The 15,980-nt window shown below is 66.1% G+C and carries 17 protein-coding genes; 13 read left to right on the forward strand and 4 right to left on the reverse strand.

Features of this window, described 5'->3' with window-relative positions:
- Positions 1-2 precede the first annotated feature (2 nt).
- From A3ES_RS56155 to A3ES_RS0121075, 7 genes are all read left to right on the forward strand, one after another.
- Complete coding sequence (locus A3ES_RS56155) at positions 3-158, forward strand: hypothetical protein (protein ID WP_020388820.1); 156 nt, start codon at positions 3-5, stop codon at positions 156-158.
- Between the two features lie 15 nt (positions 159-173).
- A complete protein-coding gene (locus A3ES_RS47880; protein WP_040455160.1) occupies positions 174-764 on the forward strand; it encodes an ANTAR domain-containing response regulator in 591 nt (196 codons plus the stop codon).
- Positions 765-955: 191 nt separating this feature from the next.
- Complete coding sequence (locus tag A3ES_RS0121055; RefSeq protein ID WP_169501787.1) at positions 956-2,191, forward strand: branched-chain amino acid ABC transporter substrate-binding protein; 1,236 nt, start codon at positions 956-958, stop codon at positions 2,189-2,191.
- A gap of 80 nt (positions 2,192-2,271) precedes the next feature.
- Positions 2,272-3,219 (forward strand): branched-chain amino acid ABC transporter permease, encoded by a 948-nt coding sequence (locus A3ES_RS0121060; RefSeq protein WP_026163066.1) that lies wholly within the window; start codon positions 2,272-2,274, stop codon positions 3,217-3,219.
- Positions 3,216-4,910 (forward strand): branched-chain amino acid ABC transporter permease, encoded by a 1,695-nt coding sequence (locus A3ES_RS0121065; protein WP_020388824.1) that lies wholly within the window; start codon positions 3,216-3,218, stop codon positions 4,908-4,910. Before A3ES_RS0121060 ends, A3ES_RS0121065 begins: the two co-directional genes overlap by 4 nt.
- On the forward strand, positions 4,907-5,773 hold the full coding sequence (locus A3ES_RS0121070) for an ABC transporter ATP-binding protein (RefSeq protein WP_020388825.1): 867 nt from the start codon (positions 4,907-4,909) through the stop codon (positions 5,771-5,773). The genes A3ES_RS0121065 and A3ES_RS0121070 overlap by 4 nt, the downstream gene beginning before the upstream one ends.
- The gene (locus A3ES_RS0121075) at positions 5,770-6,486 is read left to right on the forward strand and encodes an ABC transporter ATP-binding protein (protein ID WP_020388826.1); all 717 of its coding nucleotides are present in this window, start codon (positions 5,770-5,772) and stop codon (positions 6,484-6,486) included. Before A3ES_RS0121070 ends, A3ES_RS0121075 begins: the two co-directional genes overlap by 4 nt.
- 75 nt (positions 6,487-6,561) lie before the next feature.
- On the opposite strand, the gene A3ES_RS47885 is transcribed toward A3ES_RS0121075, so the two are convergent.
- On the reverse strand, positions 6,562-7,140 hold the full coding sequence (locus A3ES_RS47885) for a DUF554 domain-containing protein (protein WP_272944631.1): 579 nt from the start codon (positions 7,138-7,140) through the stop codon (positions 6,562-6,564).
- Positions 7,122-7,355: a DUF554 family protein gene (locus A3ES_RS56780; protein ID WP_272944632.1), complete on the reverse strand. Its 234-nt coding sequence runs from the start codon at positions 7,353-7,355 to the stop codon at positions 7,122-7,124. The genes A3ES_RS47885 and A3ES_RS56780 overlap by 19 nt, the downstream gene beginning before the upstream one ends.
- Before the next feature lie 152 nt (positions 7,356-7,507).
- Here A3ES_RS56780 and A3ES_RS0121085 point away from each other — a divergent pair, with 152 nt between their 5' ends.
- Entirely contained in the window at positions 7,508-8,158 is a 651-nt protein-coding gene (locus A3ES_RS0121085; RefSeq protein WP_020388827.1) for a GNAT family N-acetyltransferase, read from the forward strand.
- On the opposite strand, the gene A3ES_RS0121090 is transcribed toward A3ES_RS0121085, so the two are convergent.
- Entirely contained in the window at positions 8,121-8,549 is a 429-nt protein-coding gene (locus A3ES_RS0121090) for a hotdog fold thioesterase (RefSeq protein WP_020388828.1), read from the reverse strand. The genes A3ES_RS0121085 and A3ES_RS0121090 overlap by 38 nt on opposite strands.
- A gap of 96 nt (positions 8,550-8,645) precedes the next feature.
- On the opposite strand from A3ES_RS0121090, the gene polA reads away from it, so the two are divergent.
- The 3 genes from polA to A3ES_RS0121105 are packed head-to-tail and all read left to right on the forward strand — an operon-like array spanning position 8,646 to position 12,575.
- Positions 8,646-11,357 (forward strand): DNA polymerase I, encoded by a 2,712-nt coding sequence (gene polA, locus A3ES_RS0121095; protein ID WP_020388829.1) that lies wholly within the window; start codon positions 8,646-8,648, stop codon positions 11,355-11,357.
- 2 nt (positions 11,358-11,359) lie between these two features.
- Positions 11,360-12,226: a hypothetical protein gene (locus tag A3ES_RS55535; protein ID WP_020388830.1), complete on the forward strand. Its 867-nt coding sequence runs from the start codon at positions 11,360-11,362 to the stop codon at positions 12,224-12,226.
- Between the two features lie 52 nt (positions 12,227-12,278).
- The gene (locus A3ES_RS0121105) at positions 12,279-12,575 is read left to right on the forward strand and encodes a hypothetical protein (protein ID WP_020388831.1); all 297 of its coding nucleotides are present in this window, start codon (positions 12,279-12,281) and stop codon (positions 12,573-12,575) included.
- A gap of 16 nt (positions 12,576-12,591) precedes the next feature.
- Here the strand turns inward: A3ES_RS0121105 and A3ES_RS0121110 are convergent, their stop codons facing one another.
- A complete protein-coding gene (locus A3ES_RS0121110) occupies positions 12,592-13,065 on the reverse strand; it encodes an NUDIX hydrolase (protein WP_020388832.1) in 474 nt (157 codons plus the stop codon).
- A gap of 225 nt (positions 13,066-13,290) precedes the next feature.
- Here A3ES_RS0121110 and A3ES_RS0121115 point away from each other — a divergent pair, with 225 nt between their 5' ends.
- Both A3ES_RS0121115 and A3ES_RS0121120 read left to right on the forward strand, forming a co-directional pair.
- A complete protein-coding gene (locus A3ES_RS0121115) occupies positions 13,291-15,048 on the forward strand; it encodes an extracellular solute-binding protein (protein ID WP_020388833.1) in 1,758 nt (585 codons plus the stop codon).
- Positions 15,049-15,053: 5 nt separating this feature from the next.
- A complete protein-coding gene (locus tag A3ES_RS0121120) occupies positions 15,054-15,977 on the forward strand; it encodes a carbohydrate ABC transporter permease (RefSeq protein WP_026163068.1) in 924 nt (307 codons plus the stop codon).
- Positions 15,978-15,980: the final 3 nt, after the last annotated feature.

Here is a 15,980-nt window from a genome sequence, read left to right on the forward strand (position 1 = left end):
ACATGTTCTCCAACGAGTCGAAGGACATCATCGGCATCTTGACCAGCGCCCTCGATCTGCTCGCGATTCCCTGGCGGCTGCCGCGGCGGAACCTGGTTGCTGTCAGTCGCAAGGAAGGCGTCGAGGCGTTGGATCGGTTTGTCGGGCCGAAGAGCTGAGCGGGGATCGCTAGGGTGGTGCCTGTGAATGCCAAGCGGGTCGTGATTGCTGAGGATGAAGCGCTGATTCGGATGGATCTGGCGGAGATGCTGGCTGAGGAGGGGTACGACGTTGTCGGGCAGGCGGGGGATGGGGAGGAAGCCATCCGGCTGGCGACGGAGCATCGGCCGGATCTGGTGATTCTCGATGTCAAGATGCCGAAGCTGGACGGGCTCAGTGCCGCCGAGAAGATCGCGGGCGACCGGATCGCGCCGGTGCTGATGCTGACCGCGTTCTCGCAGCGCGAGCTGGTCGAGCGGGCCCGGGACGCCGGGGCGATGGCGTACCTGGTGAAACCGTTCTCCAAGGCGGATCTGCTGCCGGCCATCGAGATCGCCTCCTCCCGGTACGTCGAACTGGCCGAGCTCGAGCGTGAGGTGGCCGATCTGGCCGAGCGGCTGGAGACGCGCAAGTTGGTCGATCGGGCCAAGTCGGTACTGCAGACCAAGTTCGGGCTGTCGGAGCCGGATTCGTTCCGGTGGATCCAGAAAACCGCCATGGACAAGAGAGTTTCCATGCGCCAGGTCGCGGAGTTGGTTGTTGACGAGGCAGGCAGTGACGGCTGAATCACTTTCTGCCCACCCAAGATGAGCGGGTAAGCGGTTCCAACAGTCGTCACTCGTCCTCATGCTGCTTACCGCTGTAACGACCTCACAACACACGCTGGGTCACGTTCGCTTGTAGGTATCCCGGAGGTCTAACCTGCGGGTGCTCGCGGCTTTCGCGGGAGTCCGGGGGTTGCTCGGACTATCCAGACATGGGAGGAACAGTGCAGCAGCGTTCCGTAGTACGGGTCGGCGCGTCGCTGATCGTTGCGTCGTTGGCCCTGACTGCCTGCGGTTCACGCAGCAACGACGAGGGCGGTGGCTCCGGTACCACGACGAAGACCGCCAAGATCGGCGTCATCGCGCCGCTATCGGGTGACCTGTCGGCGTTGGGTCTGGGTATCCAGCACTCGGTCGAGTTGGCCGTCAAGCAGGCCAACGATTCCAACGCGATCCCTGGTTGGAAGCTCGAGGTCGACGCGAAGGACGACGAGGCCAAGCCGGACGTCGGCAAGAACGCCGCGACGTCCCTGTCCTCCGACAAGGACGTGATCGGCGTGGTCGGCACGCTGAACTCGAGCGTCGCACTGCAGGTCCAGCCGGTCCTCGCGCCGAAGAACATCGTTCAGGTCTCGCCGGCCAACACCAACCCGAGCCTGACCGCGGGCGCGGCTTGGCAGACCGACCCGAAGCGGGCCTACCCGACCTACTTCCGCACCTGCACGACCGATGCGATCCAGGGTCCGGTCGCGGCCCGGTACCTGTTCGAGAAGGCGAAAATCACCAAGGTCGCCACGATCCACGACAAGAAGGCCTACGGCCAGGGTCTGGTCGGCACCTTCGCTGCGGAGTTCAAGAAGCTGGGCGGTCAGGTGGTCGCGGCCGAGACCATCAACCCGGACGACTCGAACTACCAGGCCGTCATCTCCGCGGTGAAGCCGAGTGCCCCGCAGGCCGTGTATTACGGCGGTGAGTACCCGAACGCCGGTCCGCTTTCGCAGCAGATGAAGGCCGCGGGCCTGAAGGTCCCCCTGATGGGCGGCGACGGCATCTACGACCCGAAGTACATCGCTCTTGGTGGCAAGACCAGTGAGGGCGACCTGGCCACCTCCGTCGGCGCGCCGGTCGAGGCGCTGCCCTCGGCCCAGAAGTTCGTCACGGACTACAACGCGGCCGGCTTCAAGGACCCGTACGCGGCGTACGGCGGCTACTCCTTCGACGCGGCCAACGCCATCATCGCCGCGCTGAAGGTCTCGCTGAAGGACGCAAAGGACGTCGAGTCGGCTCGTAAGGCCACGGTCGACGAGCTCAGCAAGGTGAAGTTCGATGGCGTGACCGGTGCGGTCGCGTTCGACCAGTACGGCGACACCACGTCCAAGGTGCTGACGGTCTACAAGGTGGCCAGCGGCAAGTGGGCCACGGTGGAGACCGCGACCTTCACGGGGTAGTAGGTCGACCTCATGACTCGGGGGTGGGAGTGACTCCCACCCCCGAGTCATGTCGGAACTGATTCGGTTTGGAGGTCGACGTGGACCAGTTTCTTCAGCAGCTCGTGAACGGGCTGACTCTCGGATCGCTGTACGCTCTGATAGCCGTCGGGTACACCGTCGTCTACGGCATCGTGCAGCTCATCAACTTCGCCCATGGCGAGGTCTTCATGATCGGTGCGTTCGGCGCACTGAGCACCTACCTGCTCTTCTTCGACGGTCAGACCGGCGTATGGATCCTGCCGATCATGATCATCGGCGCCATGATCGCGGCGGTCGGAACCGCAGTGCTGATGGAGCGTGTCGCGTACCGTCCCCTGCGGAACGCGCCACGCCTGGCACCGCTGATCACCGCCATCGGCATCTCGGTCTTCCTTCAGGAGCTCGTCCGGGTCTTCTACGACCGGATCCCCTTCGCGGACTTCCCGAGTGCGAAGCAGCGGATCCCATTCCCGCAGCTCGACGTGGTCAGCGGAACGGCCGTGCAGATCGGTGACGTGACGGTCCAGCGCTCGGCGATCTTCACCATCGGGGCACTCGTCGTCTGCGCGATCCTGCTCTGGTACTTCATCAACCGGACCCGGCTCGGTCGCGGCATGCTGGCGGTTTCCCAGGATCCGGACACCGCCCGCCTGATGGGCATCAACGTGGACCGCATCATCGTGGTCGCCTTCGCGCTCGGCGCCGTACTGGCCGCGATAGCCGGTGTCTCGCAGGGTCTGCAGAACAACAACATCGACTTCAAGATGGGCTTCATCGCCGGTCTGAAGGCGTTCACCGCCGCGGTGCTGGGTGGTATCGGCAACATCCAGGGCGCCGTGGTCGGCGGCCTGGTGCTCGGCCTGGTCGAGTCGATGGCCACGCAGTACGTACCGGGCCAGTTCGGTGGTGGCACCTGGAAAGATGTCTGGGCGTTCGTCATCCTGATCCTGGTCCTCGTCTTCCGGCCGCAGGGCCTTCTCGGAGCAAGGGTGGTGGACCGCGCATGAGTTTCCCAACCTTGCCCGACACCTTCGTCGCGAAGCACGCGGCCAAGGGCTGGCCCGTCGGCCTCGCCGGTGTCGCTCTGGTGATCATCGGCTCGTTCATGTCCTGGAGCTTCGACCGGCAGATCCTCGGTGACCTCTCGGTCTACGGGTATCCGGGCGGGCTGCAGATCCTCGCGATCATCGCCGCGCTGCTTGCACTCGCCCTGCTGCTCATGGTCAAGGGGCCGCTGTACTCCGTGATGGGCCACTGGCTCGACGCCGCACTCGGCCTCCGGGCGCTCAGTGTCTGGCTGCTGATCTATATGGTGGGCATCCTGGTCGCGATCACCACGGAGTCGAGTGGTCTGGTCAACATCGACCCCGGCGGCTGGGTCTCCTTCGTCGGCGCGCTGTTGCTCTTCGCAGGCTCCCGGGTCATCCCGCTGCGAGAGCTTCGCGACCTGAGCGAGACCAAGGTGCCGGGCTGGCTCGAGATCGCCGGCATCGCGGTGGTGATGGCGGGCATCCTCTTCGGTGCGGCGTACGCGCTGGCCCGTGAGGACGCCTGGTCGTTCGTGCTTTTCCTGGTGTTCGCCGGCGGGGTCATCGCCGCCATGTTCAGGACCGGGACGATGACCTGGTTCAGTCACGTGGCCACCCGTCAGAAGAAGGTGCTCACGCTGGCCGCGTTCGCGGTCGCGTTCTTCTTCCCGTTCACCCAGAACGGTTCGGACGCGAACATGTCGATCGCCACCTCCGTGCTGATCTTCGCGGCCACCGCGATGGGTCTGAACATCGTGGTCGGTCTTGCCGGTCTGCTCGACCTCGGCTACATCGCCTTCCTCGGTTCAGGTGCGTATGTCGCGGCCTCGCTCTCGCAGTCGGCATTCGCCACCATCGGCTGGAAGCCGCCGTTCCTGGTGGTCATGCTGGTCGGAGGCTTGGTGGCAGCGACGCTCGGCCTGATCATCGGTTCGCCGACCCTGCGGGTCTCGGGAGACTACCTGGCCATCGTGACGCTGGGCTTCGGTGAGATCTTCCGGTTCTCGATGTTCAACCTGGACGGAAACAACGGTCCGAACCTGACCAACGGCCCGAACGGCATCCCGGGAATCCCGGAGCTCGAGATCGGCAATTTCAACTTCGGTGACCCGCACACTGTGCTGGGCATCGAGCTGGGCCGGTTCTCGAACTACTACTTCGTGCTCCTGCTGCTGCTCGGCTTCATCATCCTGGTCTTCTCCCGGCTGAACGACAGCCGGATCGGCCGGGGCTGGATCGCCATCCGCGAGGACGAGAAGGCCGCCGAGGCGATGGGTGTGAACGTCTTCGGCCTGAAGATCCTGGCCTTCGCGGTCGGCGCCTTCCTGGCCGGCCTGGCGGGCACGCTGAAGGCGCACCAGGACGGTGCGGTCAGTCCCGACCAGTACATCTTCCTCGAGTCGGCGTTCCTGCTCGCGGCGATCGTGCTGGGCGGAATGGGCACCATTGCCGGCGTGCTGATCGGTGCGACCCTCCTCAAGCTGCTGCCGGAGAAGATGCGCTTCTTCTCCGAGTACCGGCTGCTGCTGTTCGGCCTGACGCTGGTTCTGATGATGCGGTTCCGGCCCGAGGGGCTGGTCGCCAGCAGACGCCGGAAGCTGGAATTCCACGAGGAGGACGAGGAACTCGCGTTGGCCATCGAGAGCGAACTTGTCGAGGAGGCGAAATGACTGTCACCGAAACGGTCCGCCAACCGGCTCCGGCCTTCGGCGAGCCGGTGCTCGAGGCGGCCGGTGTGACCATGCGGTTCGGTGGTCTGCTGGCTGTCAACGACGTGAACCTGACTGTTCGCGAGGGCGAGATCGTCGGCCTGATCGGTCCGAACGGCGCCGGCAAGACGACGTTCTTCAACTGTCTCACCGGTCTGTACAAGCCGACCGGGGGTCAGGTCCGGTTCGCGGGCGCACCGCTGGCGCCCAAGCCCAGGGCCGTCGTCCGGGCGGGGATGGCCCGCACCTTCCAGAACATCCGGCTGTTCGCCAACATGACCGCGCTCGAGAACGTGATGGTCGGACGCTACTGCCGGACCAGCTCGATGGCGTTGACCTCGATCATCCGTGGACCGAAGTTCCGCCGCGAGGAGCGCGCCACCCGGGACCGGGCCCAGGAGCTGCTCGAGTTCGTCGGGCTCGGCAAGTCCACCGAGCACCTCGCCAGGAACATGCCGTATGGCGACCAGCGGCGGCTCGAGATCGCCCGTGCGCTGGCCACCGACCCGAAGCTCATCCTGCTGGACGAGCCGACGGCCGGCATGAATCCGCAGGAGACCCGGCAGGCCAGTGACCTGATCTTCAAGATCCGGGACTCGGGGCTGTCGGTGGTGGTGATCGAGCACGACATGCGGTTCATCTTCAACCTGTGTGACCGGGTGCTCTGCCTGGTCCGCGGGGAGACGTTGGTCGAGGGCACACCGGACGAGGTGCAGTCCGATCCGCGCGTGATCGAGGCGTACATCGGTACCGGTGAGGACGAGGACGAGGAGCGGCCGCAGGACGCGCCGGCGGCCGACGGCGACGGGGAGGTCACGCCATGACCGCGATGCTCGAGGTCAAGAACCTGGAAGTTGCCTACGGCAAGATCGTCGCCGTCAAGAAGATCAGCTTCTCGGTTGAGCAGGGCCAGGTCGTCTCGCTGATCGGTACCAACGGCGCCGGCAAGACGACGACGCTGCGCACCATCTCCGGGCTGCTCAGGCCGACCCATGGGGAGATCTACTTTCAGGGCCAGCGGATCGACAAGACCCCGGCGCACGACATTGTCAGCATGGGTCTGGCCCACTCGCCGGAGGGCCGGCGGATCTTCCCCCGGCTGTCGGTGCAGGAGAACCTGCTGCTCGGTGCGTTCGCGCGCAACGATCAGGCGGCGATCCGGGCAGATCTGGATGCGGCGTACGACCTGTTCCCGATCCTGGGGGAGCGGCGCAAGCAGCCGGCCGGTACGTTCTCGGGCGGTGAGCAGCAGATGCTCGCGATGGGCCGCGCGATGATGAGCAAGCCCAAGCTGATGATGCTGGACGAGCCCTCGATGGGGCTGTCGCCGATCATGATGAAGCGGATCATGTCGACGGTGACGGAACTGCAGCGGCAGGGCACGACGATCCTGCTGGTCGAGCAGAACGCCCAGGCGGCGCTCAAGCGCGCTGACTACGGCTACGTGCTCGAGGTCGGCAAGATCGTGCTGTCCGGCTCGGGCAGTGAGCTGCTCGTCAACGACGACGTCCGCAAGGCGTACCTCGGCGAGGACTAGGCACAACGCAGTACTGGTTGCCGGCAGCCCCGACCTCGGAGACGAGGCCGGGGCTGCTTGCTGTTGGCAACCAGGTCAGCGGCGGATGACGATGAGCAGCTGGACCAGGAGGGGCGCGACGATCAGGGCCGGCAGCAGGTCGGCGACGGCGATCTGCTTGATCTTCAGCAGTCGCATGGCGACCCCGATCAGCAACAGCCCGCCGGTGGCTCCCAGGGCGGTCACGTGCGCCTCGGGGAGTACGTCACCCAGTACTGCGCCGACGGCCGTCATCAGGCCCTGTATGACCAGTACGACGACCGCGGAGGCCGCCACGCCCCAGCCAAGTGATGCCGCGAAGGCGATCGAGGCGAAGCCGTCGAGGACCGACTTCAGGAACAGCTGGTCGGCACCGCGACCCAAACCGTCGGACAACGCGCCCAGGAAGGTCAGCGGCCCGACGCAGAACACCATCGAGGCGGAGACGAAGCCCTCAACGAATGTGCTCTCGCCTTCGCCACGGCTGAACCGATGCTGCATCCACGAGCCCAGCCCTTCCAGCCGCTGCTCGATCCGCAGCAACGAGCCGGCGATCCCGCCGATCAGCATCGCGCCGAGCACGATCAGTACCGGCGCGCTGTCCCCGACGGCGTCGCTCAGCACCTTGTCGCCCACGGCGAGTGCTGTCTAATACTTAGCCCACCCCACCGCCCCGGTCGGCTGATCGCGATCAGCAGCGTGACCAGGCCGAGCGCGTCGGTGACCAGATCGCGGGTCCGAAGACTCAGCCGATGACCGATCAGAACGCCCAGGACAGAGCCGACGAGGACTGCCGCGACGTTCACGACAGTACCGATCCCGATGAACAAACCCTGGTCTCCCGATTCCATTCAGGCGCCGGATGTGACCGCGAGTATGGGGCGGTCGGGTGGGCGAGTCACAGCTTTGCAAGTGCCCCCTGAAGCCCTACTGTTGCGCGGGGGATGAGCGTATCTGCTCGCCCTGTTCACCTCGGGGGTGGATCAGGATCTAGGAGGGCCACGTGGCACCAGCCATCGAGGTGCGCGACGCCCATCCGGCCGACGCCGATGCATTGGTGACGCTCTGGCGCGAGATGGCGGTCGGAACCGGGCACCAGGCGCGGTTGCTCGCGGCGCCGTCCGTGGAGTCCGCCCAGTCGTCGGTGGCCAAGCACGCGGAGGATCCGTCCGGCCGGCTGATCGTCGGTGAGATCGACGGCGAGCTGGGTGGGATGGCCTATCTGCGCCAGACCCCGATCAGCCCGTTGCACGACGAGGTCGCCGTGACCGTGGAGTACCTGCACGTCAGCGATCACGCCCGCCGGCACGGCCTGGGCAAGGCGCTGATCGCGGAAGCGGCCGCGTGGGCCGAGCACGAGAACTGCCCGCATCTGGCCGTCGTCGCCCCACCGGTCGCCCGGGAAGCAAACAGGTTCCTTGCCCGCTTAGGCCTCGGGCAGGCCGGCGTACTGCGCTTCGCGAGCACCCACACCGTGCGGCGCCGACTCGCGGCCGAGCACGCGCCCAACCTGCTCGCCCTGCTGTCGTCAAGGCGTTCCGTACTGGCCCGCCGGGCTCAGCTCGCGCGCCCGGCCCTGGAGAACCACGATCACGATGAGGCGGAGTTCGGCGAGCTCAGGCTCCCGGCGGCGCCTGAATCAGCTGGCACGTGATCCGGGCGGTGCAGACCCGCTTGTCCCGCTCGTCGGTGATGACGACCTCGTACGACGTGGTGGTGCGGCCGAGGTAGATCGGCGTGGCGACTCCGGTGACGATGCCGTCACGGACCGCCCGGTGATGAGTCGCGTTGATGTCGACGCCGACCGCGACCTTCCCGTACGCCGCCGCGTGCAGCGCTGAGCCGATCGAGCCGAGGCTCTCGGCGAGCACGCAGGACGCGCCGCCGTGCAGCAGCCCGTACGGCTGGACGTTGCCCTTCACCGGCATGGTCGCGACGACCCGGTCCGGTGTCGCCTCGGTGACGGCGATGCCCATCAGGTCGAGCAGCGTTCCCTCGGTCATCATCCCCGGCGGCAACTCGGCGCCGGTGTTGTCGTCACTCATGGGGAGAAGGCTACGTGAGCCCCGCGTGCGGGTGCGAAAACTGTCGGCGGGACCCACTAGAGTCGCTATGTGGCTCCTGAAACAGACTCCTCGACGATGACCAAGGACCCGGGTACGGCGGTGGACGGCTCCACCGCGCGACCGCGGATCCTGCTGCTGGACGGGCACTCGCTCGCGTACCGGGCGTTCTTCGCGCTACCGGTGGAGAACTTCTCCACCACGACCGGTCAGCACACCAACGCGGTGTACGGCTTCACCTCGATGCTGATCAACATGTTGCGCGACGAGCAGCCGACGCACATCTGTGTCGCGTTCGACGTCTCCCGCAAGACCTTCCGCTCCGAGCAGTACACGGAGTACAAGGCCGGCCGGTCGAAGTCGCCGGACGAGTTCAAGGGGCAGGTCTCGCTGGTCAAGGAGGTGCTGGAGGCGCTCCGCGTGCCGACCACCGAGATCGACGGCTGGGAGGCCGACGACATCATCGCCACGCTCGCGACGCAGGCCGACGAGCAGGGCTTCGAGGTACTGATCAGCTCCGGCGACCGGGACGCCTTCCAGCTGATCAACGAGAACGTCACTGTGCTGTACCCAAAGCGCGGCGTCTCCGAGATCGCCCGGATGGACCCGGCGGCGGTCGAGGCGAAGTACGGGATCCCGCCGCGGCTCTATCCGGATCTGGCCGCGCTGGTGGGGGAGAAGAGCGACAACCTGCCGGGCGTGCCCGGGGTCGGCGACAAGACCGCGGCGAAGTGGCTGAACCAGTTCGGTTCGCTGAACGACGTGATCGACCGGGTGAACGAGATCAAGGGCAAGGCCGGTGAGTCGCTGCGCGAGCACCTGTCCGACGTGATCCGGAACCGGCAGATCAACGAGCTGGTCCGCGACCTGACGCTGGACGTGTCCATCGACGACCTGGTCCGGCACCCGTGGGACCGGGACAAGGTGCACACCCTGTTCGACAGCCTGGAGTTCCGGGTACTGCGCGAGCGGCTGGTCGCCGAGCACGAGCAGGTCGAGGAGACGATCGAGGAGGGCTTCGACCTCGAGGGCACGCAGCTGAAGCCCGGCGAGGTCGCCGCGTGGATCAAGGAGCACGTGTCCACCGGCGCGCGCACCGGCGTCGCAGTACAGGGCAGCTGGGGTCGTGGGACCGGCGAGATCACCGGCCTCGCGCTGGCGACGTCGACGGGTGCGGCAGCCTGGTTCGACCCGGGCACGCTGACTCCGGATGACGATGCTGCTTGGCAGGCTTGGCTCGCCGACCCGAAGCAGCCGAAGGCGTTGCACGACGCGAAGGGCCCGCTGCTCGGGTTCCTGGAGCGCGGCTGGTCGCTCGGCGGGCTCACCTCCGACACCCAGCTGAGCGCGTATCTGGTGCGCCCGGATCAGCGGTCGTACGACTTGGCCGACCTGACCGTGCGGTACCTGAAGCGTGAGCTGCGCACCGAGGAGGCCGACAACGGTCAGCTCAGCTTCGACGACATCGAGGGCGGTCCGGCTGCGGACGCGACGATGCTGCGCGCCCGGGCGATCGCCGACCTGGCCGACACGCTCGACGCCGAGCTGGAGAAGCAGGCCGGTACGCCGCTGCTCGCCGACGTGGAGCTGCCGCTGATCGACGTGATCGCGGCGATGGAGCGCGACGGGATCTCGGTCGACCGGCCGTACCTGGAGGAGCTCGAGGCGCGGTTCGCCACCGGCGTCCGGGAGGCGGCGACGTCGGCGTACGAGGTGATCGGTAAGGAGATCAACCTCGGATCGCCGAAGCAGCTGCAGGTGGTGCTGTTCGACGAGCTGCAGATGCCGAAGACCAAGCGGACCAAGACGGGGTACACGACCGACGCGGACTCGCTGCAGTCGCTGTTCGAGAAGACCGAGCACCCGTTCCTGGCGTACCTGCTCGCGCATCGCGACGCGACCCGGCTGCGGCAGACGGTCGAGGGGCTGCTGAAGACGATCAGCCCGACGGACGCGCGGATCCACACGACGTTCAACCAGACGATCGCTGCGACCGGGCGGCTCAGCTCGACCGACCCGAACCTGCAGAACATCCCGATCCGGACCGAGGAAGGCCGCCGGATCCGCGAGGCGTTCGTCGTCGGCGAGGGCTTCGAGGCCCTGATGTCGGCCGACTACAGCCAGATCGAGATGCGGATCATGGCGCACGTGTCGGAGGACCAGGGCCTGATCGACGCGTTCAACTCCGGTGAGGACTTCCACTCGGTGACGGCCGCGCGCGTCTTCTCGGTGCAGCCCGGCGAGGTGACGCAGGAGATGCGCGCCAAGATCAAGGCGATGAACTACGGCCTGGCGTACGGCCTGTCGGCGTACGGGCTGAGCCAGCAGCTGAAGATCGGCGTGGACGAGGCGAAGGGCTTGATGGACGAGTACTTCGAGCGCTTCGGCGGAGTCCGCGACTACCTGCGCAGCATCGTGCTCGAGGCCGGCAAGAGCGGCTACACCGAGACCATCCTCGGCCGCCGCCGCTACCTCCCCGACCTGACCAGCGACAACCGCCAGCGCCGCGAGATGGCCGAGCGGATGGCTCTCAACGCACCGATCCAGGGCTCGGCCGCCGACGTCATCAAGATGGCGATGCTGAAGGTCGATGCCTCCCTGAAGTCCTCCGGCCTGAAGTCCCGCATGCTCCTCCAGGTCCACGACGAACTGGTCTTCGAGATCGCTCCTGGCGAACGCGAGGCCCTGGAAGAACTGGTCCGCCGCGACATGGGCGCAGCCGTCGAAATGGCCGTCCCGCTGGACGTCTCCGTGGGTGTCGGCCGTACCTGGCACGAAGCCGCCCACTGAGGATGCCTGAGGAGCCGAACCGGCCGTTCCGGTGGGATCTGGTGCGGCCGGACCAGCTCGGCTCCCTGCTTGACGACCTGCCCGAGCTCGACCTCTGGTATCTCGACGAGCTGGTCAGCTGCGCCGGCCGGGTGCTGGCCCAATGCGCAGACGGAGATCTGTACTTCGTGGGCCGGTCCGTGGACAGCCTGTTCGACCTGCTGAGCGGCGCGCTGGCCAGCACCTCGTGGAAGGACCGGCTGCATCCCCTGCCGCTGTCCTTGTACGGGATTGACGGCAAGGGGCTCACGGTCGCCGAGACGGCCCAGCTGCGGACGAACCTAAGCGCCGCTGGGCTGGCGCCGGCCGACCTGATGCGGGGGAGGCCGACGGTTTTCGTCGATCTCGTACACGAAGGGTCGACCTTCGAGAACCTGTACGAGCTGCTGCGCGAGTGGATCGACGACGACCGTGCGCAGTGGGACGTGATCCGGCGGCAGTTGCGGTTCGTCGGGATCACGATCCGGCGAAAGACGAGCCCGAACGCCTGGCGCTGGCAGCAGCACGCGGACTGGACTGGAGCGTTGCCGGCTTCCGCCATCCGGAACGTGTCTCTTGACCACTGGGTGTGGGGCTACTTCGGTAACAACCAGCCGAAGACGGCGGCGTCGTTCCGGCGAACCCGCTGGAGCGACCCCGAGGTCGCCGTACCCGGCCGTGACAAAAAGACCCGCTACGCCCTCGCCGAAGCCGCCCTCCTGGTCGAAGGCGGCAAGTCCACCGCACTCCGCCGCCAACTCGCCGCCGTCCTGGCCGACCAACCAACCGCCCGCGAGCGCTGGCTCCGCGAACTCCAACAGGAACTACGCCGCCCGGGTGACGCAGACTGATAGCGACGGGTCCTCGTCGAATTGATGGACGGTCGTTGTCATCCGCTTTCAAATGAAGCACTTGATCCGGCAGATGATCGACTTCATTGCGGAGATGATGCTCATGCGTAAGACATTTTTGGTGACCGCCGTGCTGGCCGCGGGGATCGGCGTGTTCGGTGCGGCGCCCGCCAGCGCTTCACCGGCCCCGGCGACCGAGACGAGCTACGCCGTCCAAGGATGGGAGCGAGTAGGGGAGTATTCGACCTTCCAGGAGTGCAATGCCGACGGCAAACTCTCGGGCGGTCGTTATGTCTGCGAACTGACTGTGCCCGACGGCTGGTGGGTGCTCTATGTCTGGCGCGACTGAAAGCTGATGCACTGCGTCAGCGAGCGAACAGCGGGAGCTCGTCAGGTTTCAGAGCGTTTGTGATGCACTCGAGCTCACGGGATGCCAGGCCTTCGGGCAGCGCGGCGAGGGGGAACCAGCCGACCGCGAGGGACTCGTCGTCGTTGACCCGGGCCTCGCCGCGCAGAGGGTGGCAGCGGAAGCAGAGGTCGAGGAACTGGACCTGGTCGCCGTTCGGGTAGGAGCCGGGTGGCAGGGCGTCGATGCTGACCAGCCGGTCGATCTCCGCTTCCACGGCGGTCTCTTCCTGGATCTCCCGGATCATGGCGATCGCGGGTTGCTCGCCGGGTTCGAGGATGCCGGCCGGCAGGGACCAGCGGCCGTTGTCGGTTCGGCGTACCAGGAGGACTCGCTCCTCGGTGTCCAGCACGACCCCGGTGATCCCGGTCAGCCAGAGCAGGTCGTGGCCGATCTTCTCGCGCAAGGTGAGGATGAACTTCGGCGTCGTCATGCGCCCGAGCCTAGCCAGGCCAGGGTTGCCTCTTGCAAGAAGCCGACGGCTGGGGAGCAAGCCAAGCAAGCGTTTGCCGTAAGGAGCTGACGGTGACCGATCGATGTCGGTCAGCAATCGTTCCCTGAACGTTCGGTCTTTCGTTGTCAAAGACTCTGTGGCAGTCTCCCCTTTCAAAGATCCGAGATCCTATCGGATATCTCATTGTCTGCATCGGGAGGCGGGATGCAAGAAGACCTGAGAACGGCCGGGGTGAAGCGGCGCTCGTTCGTCGCTGGAGCGCTCGGGATAGCCGCGGCGGGCGGTAGTGGAGTCTTGAGTGGTTGCAGTTCCGGCGAGGCCGCGGCCGGTGCGGCTCCCGCGAGCCTCAGCGCGCCGGCCGTGGAGCTCGCCCCCAAGAAAACCGGCATCAACTACCCGCCCGGGTACGTCGGTCCGGTCGCGCGGGAGCAGCGGGCGATCGTCACGGAGCAGGTCACCTTCACCGTGGTCGTGCCGCAGAACCTGACAATCGGCGACTGGAACAAGAACGCCTTCACGCAGTGGATGGAACAGCAGACCGGGATCCGGATCCAGTTCCGGCAGGTCGCAGGCAAGGGCGACGACCCGGAGACGATGACGAAGGTGAACGCGATGATGGCGGCCGGTGACATCCCGGATGCCTTCCTGGGCGTGACCTTCACCCGCTCGCAGCTCTACCTGTACGGGGCGCAGAACCTTTTCGTCGACCTGAACGCCTACCTGGACAAATATGCGCCCAACCTTCAGCAGGCGATGAAGGACTACCCCGAGGCGCGCCGGCTGATCAGGTCGCCGGACAAGGGCATCTACAGCTTCCCCGACATCAACGACTGCTATCACTGCCGGGCCTCGAACGGCCGCACCCTGCTCAACACCGACTGGATCCGCAAGGTCGGCCTGGCGATGCCGAAGACGACCGACGAGTTCCGCGAAGTACTGACCGCGTTCAAGAAGGCCGACCTCGGCGGCCGCGGCAAGACGATCCCGTTCGCCGGCTACAAGGACGCGGCGCTGGACACCTATTTCATGAACGCCTTCCTCTACAACCCCGGCGACCCCTGGCTGGTGGTCAACGACGGCAAGGTCGAGGCGAACTACGTCAAGGACGAGTGGCGCGAGGCGCTGAAGTACCTGCGCGGTCTGTACGCCGACGGCCTGCTGAACAAGGACATCTTCACCGCCGACACCGATCAGATGAACCGCTACGGCAACAATCCCGGCGCCCCGCTGGTCGGTGGAGCGCGTGCGTACTACTGGGGCTCGTTCCTCACCATCGACCAGACCGACCCGAACGCGCGCTGGCACCAGTACGAGACGGTCCCGCCCCTGGAGGGCCCGAACGGCATCCGGTACGCCGCCTGGAACTACCTCAAGGTCGGTCTCGAGGTCTCGACCCTCGTCGTCACCCGCAAGTGCAAGCGTCCCGATCTGCTGGTCCGCTGGGCCGACTTCCAGCTGGATCTCGAGGCCGTACTGCGCTCGTACGCCGGCCCCGACTTCCGCTGGTCGGTCAAGGGTGACAAGGGCATCAACGGCAAGCAGTCCATCTACGGCTTCGACGCCACCTGGAACTCCGACGCCACCAAGGGCAAGACCTGGGACCAGTTCGGCGTGATGTACCGGTCGGGTGACTTCCGCCTGGCCGAGCGGGTGAATCCGCAGAAGCCGACGTTCGAGTCGCCGCTGTACGAGCAGACCCGGGACCAGCTCTTCCCTTACAAGCAGCCGCTGGAGATGGAGTTCCCGCCGGTCACCCTGGAGGCCGACCAGGCCGCGCAGGACGCCGAGATAGGCCTGAACCTCAAAGGCGAGGTGACCACGTCGCTGGCCAAGTTCGTCACCGGCAAGCTCGATCCGGCCTACGACGGGCAGTGGCGTGACTACAAAGACCGCATCAGCCGGATCGGGCTGCAGCCCTATCTGGAGATCCAGCAGGCCGCCTACGAGACCTACCAGGGGTGATGACAATGGCAACTGACACGGCCACGCCGACTGGCGCGCCCGCCCCGGTTCGTGAGACCCGGTCCGACCGGATCGTGATGATCTGCAACTACACCGCCCTCGGCCTGTTCACGCTGGCGGTGCTCTATCCGTTGGTCTACGTGGTCAGCGCGTCCCTGAGCGATCCGAAGAACGTTGTCTCCGGCAAGGTTTGGCTCTGGCCGGTCGGCTTCAGCACCGAAGCGTTCAAGGCGGTCTTCGACTACGACTCGATCGTCAGCGGTTTCAGCAACTCCGTCGTGTACGCCGTCGGCGGCGCGTTGCTGGCCACTGTGCTGACCCTGCTCGCGGCGTACCCGCTGTCCCGGAAAGGCCTTCCGGGCAAGGGCATCATCATGGCGTTGTTCGTTTTCACGATGATGTTCAACGGCGGCCTGATCCCGACCTACCTGGTGGTGGACCGGGTCGGCCTGCTGAACACCCGGTGGGCGATCATCCTGCCGGCCGCGCTCGCGGTCTGGAACATGATCATCACCCGGACCTACTTCCAGTCGACCATTCCTGAGGAACTGGTGGAGGCCGCGAAGGTCGACGGCTGCACCGACCTCGGCTTCTTCTGGCGCGTCGTCCTGCCGCTGAGCAAGCCGATCATCGCGGTGAACCTGCTCTTCTACGCCGTCGCCCAGTGGAACTCCTGGTTCAACGCGCTGATCTACCTGACCAACGAGCACCTGTTCCCGCTGCAGATGATCCTTCGCCAGATCCTGATCCAGAACAACTTCGACCCCTCCCAGGTCCGCGACACCGCCGAGCTGATCCGGATGAAGGAACTCCAGGAGCAGCTGAAGTTCTCGCTGATCGTGATCGCCACCATTCCGCCACTGCTGATCTACCCCTTCGTGCAGAAGCACTTCGTCAAGGGGGCCATGGTCGGCTCGTTGAAGGGCTGACGC

The sequence above is a fragment of the Kribbella catacumbae DSM 19601 genome (assembly GCF_000372465.1).
Lineage (GTDB): Bacteria > Actinomycetota > Actinomycetes > Propionibacteriales > Kribbellaceae > Kribbella > Kribbella catacumbae.

What these genes read in the sequence shown, in the direction of transcription:
- A3ES_RS0121065 (WP_020388824.1), top strand. Translation starts at nt 3,216, where the DNA reads ATGAGTTTCCCAACCTTGCCCGACACCTTCGTCGCGAAGCACGCGGCC.
- A3ES_RS0121090 (WP_020388828.1), bottom strand. Translation starts at nt 8,549, where the DNA reads ATGAGTGACGACAACACCGGCGCCGAGTTGCCGCCGGGGATGATGACC.
- polA (WP_020388829.1), top strand. Translation starts at nt 8,646, where the DNA reads ATGACCAAGGACCCGGGTACGGCGGTGGACGGCTCCACCGCGCGACCG.
- A3ES_RS56155 (WP_020388820.1), top strand. Translation starts at nt 3, where the DNA reads ATGTTCTCCAACGAGTCGAAGGACATCATCGGCATCTTGACCAGCGCC.
- A3ES_RS0121115 (WP_020388833.1), top strand. Translation starts at nt 13,291, where the DNA reads ATGCAAGAAGACCTGAGAACGGCCGGGGTGAAGCGGCGCTCGTTCGTC.
- A3ES_RS0121075 (WP_020388826.1), top strand. Translation starts at nt 5,770, where the DNA reads ATGACCGCGATGCTCGAGGTCAAGAACCTGGAAGTTGCCTACGGCAAG.
- A3ES_RS0121105 (WP_020388831.1), top strand. Translation starts at nt 12,279, where the DNA reads ATGAAGCACTTGATCCGGCAGATGATCGACTTCATTGCGGAGATGATG.
- A3ES_RS0121120 (WP_026163068.1), top strand. Translation starts at nt 15,054, where the DNA reads ATGGCAACTGACACGGCCACGCCGACTGGCGCGCCCGCCCCGGTTCGT.
- A3ES_RS56780 (WP_272944632.1), bottom strand. Translation starts at nt 7,355, where the DNA reads ATGGAATCGGGAGACCAGGGTTTGTTCATCGGGATCGGTACTGTCGTG.
- A3ES_RS0121070 (WP_020388825.1), top strand. Translation starts at nt 4,907, where the DNA reads ATGACTGTCACCGAAACGGTCCGCCAACCGGCTCCGGCCTTCGGCGAG.
- A3ES_RS0121055 (WP_169501787.1), top strand. Translation starts at nt 956, where the DNA reads ATGGGAGGAACAGTGCAGCAGCGTTCCGTAGTACGGGTCGGCGCGTCG.
- A3ES_RS55535 (WP_020388830.1), top strand. Translation starts at nt 11,360, where the DNA reads ATGCCTGAGGAGCCGAACCGGCCGTTCCGGTGGGATCTGGTGCGGCCG.
- A3ES_RS0121110 (WP_020388832.1), bottom strand. Translation starts at nt 13,065, where the DNA reads ATGACGACGCCGAAGTTCATCCTCACCTTGCGCGAGAAGATCGGCCAC.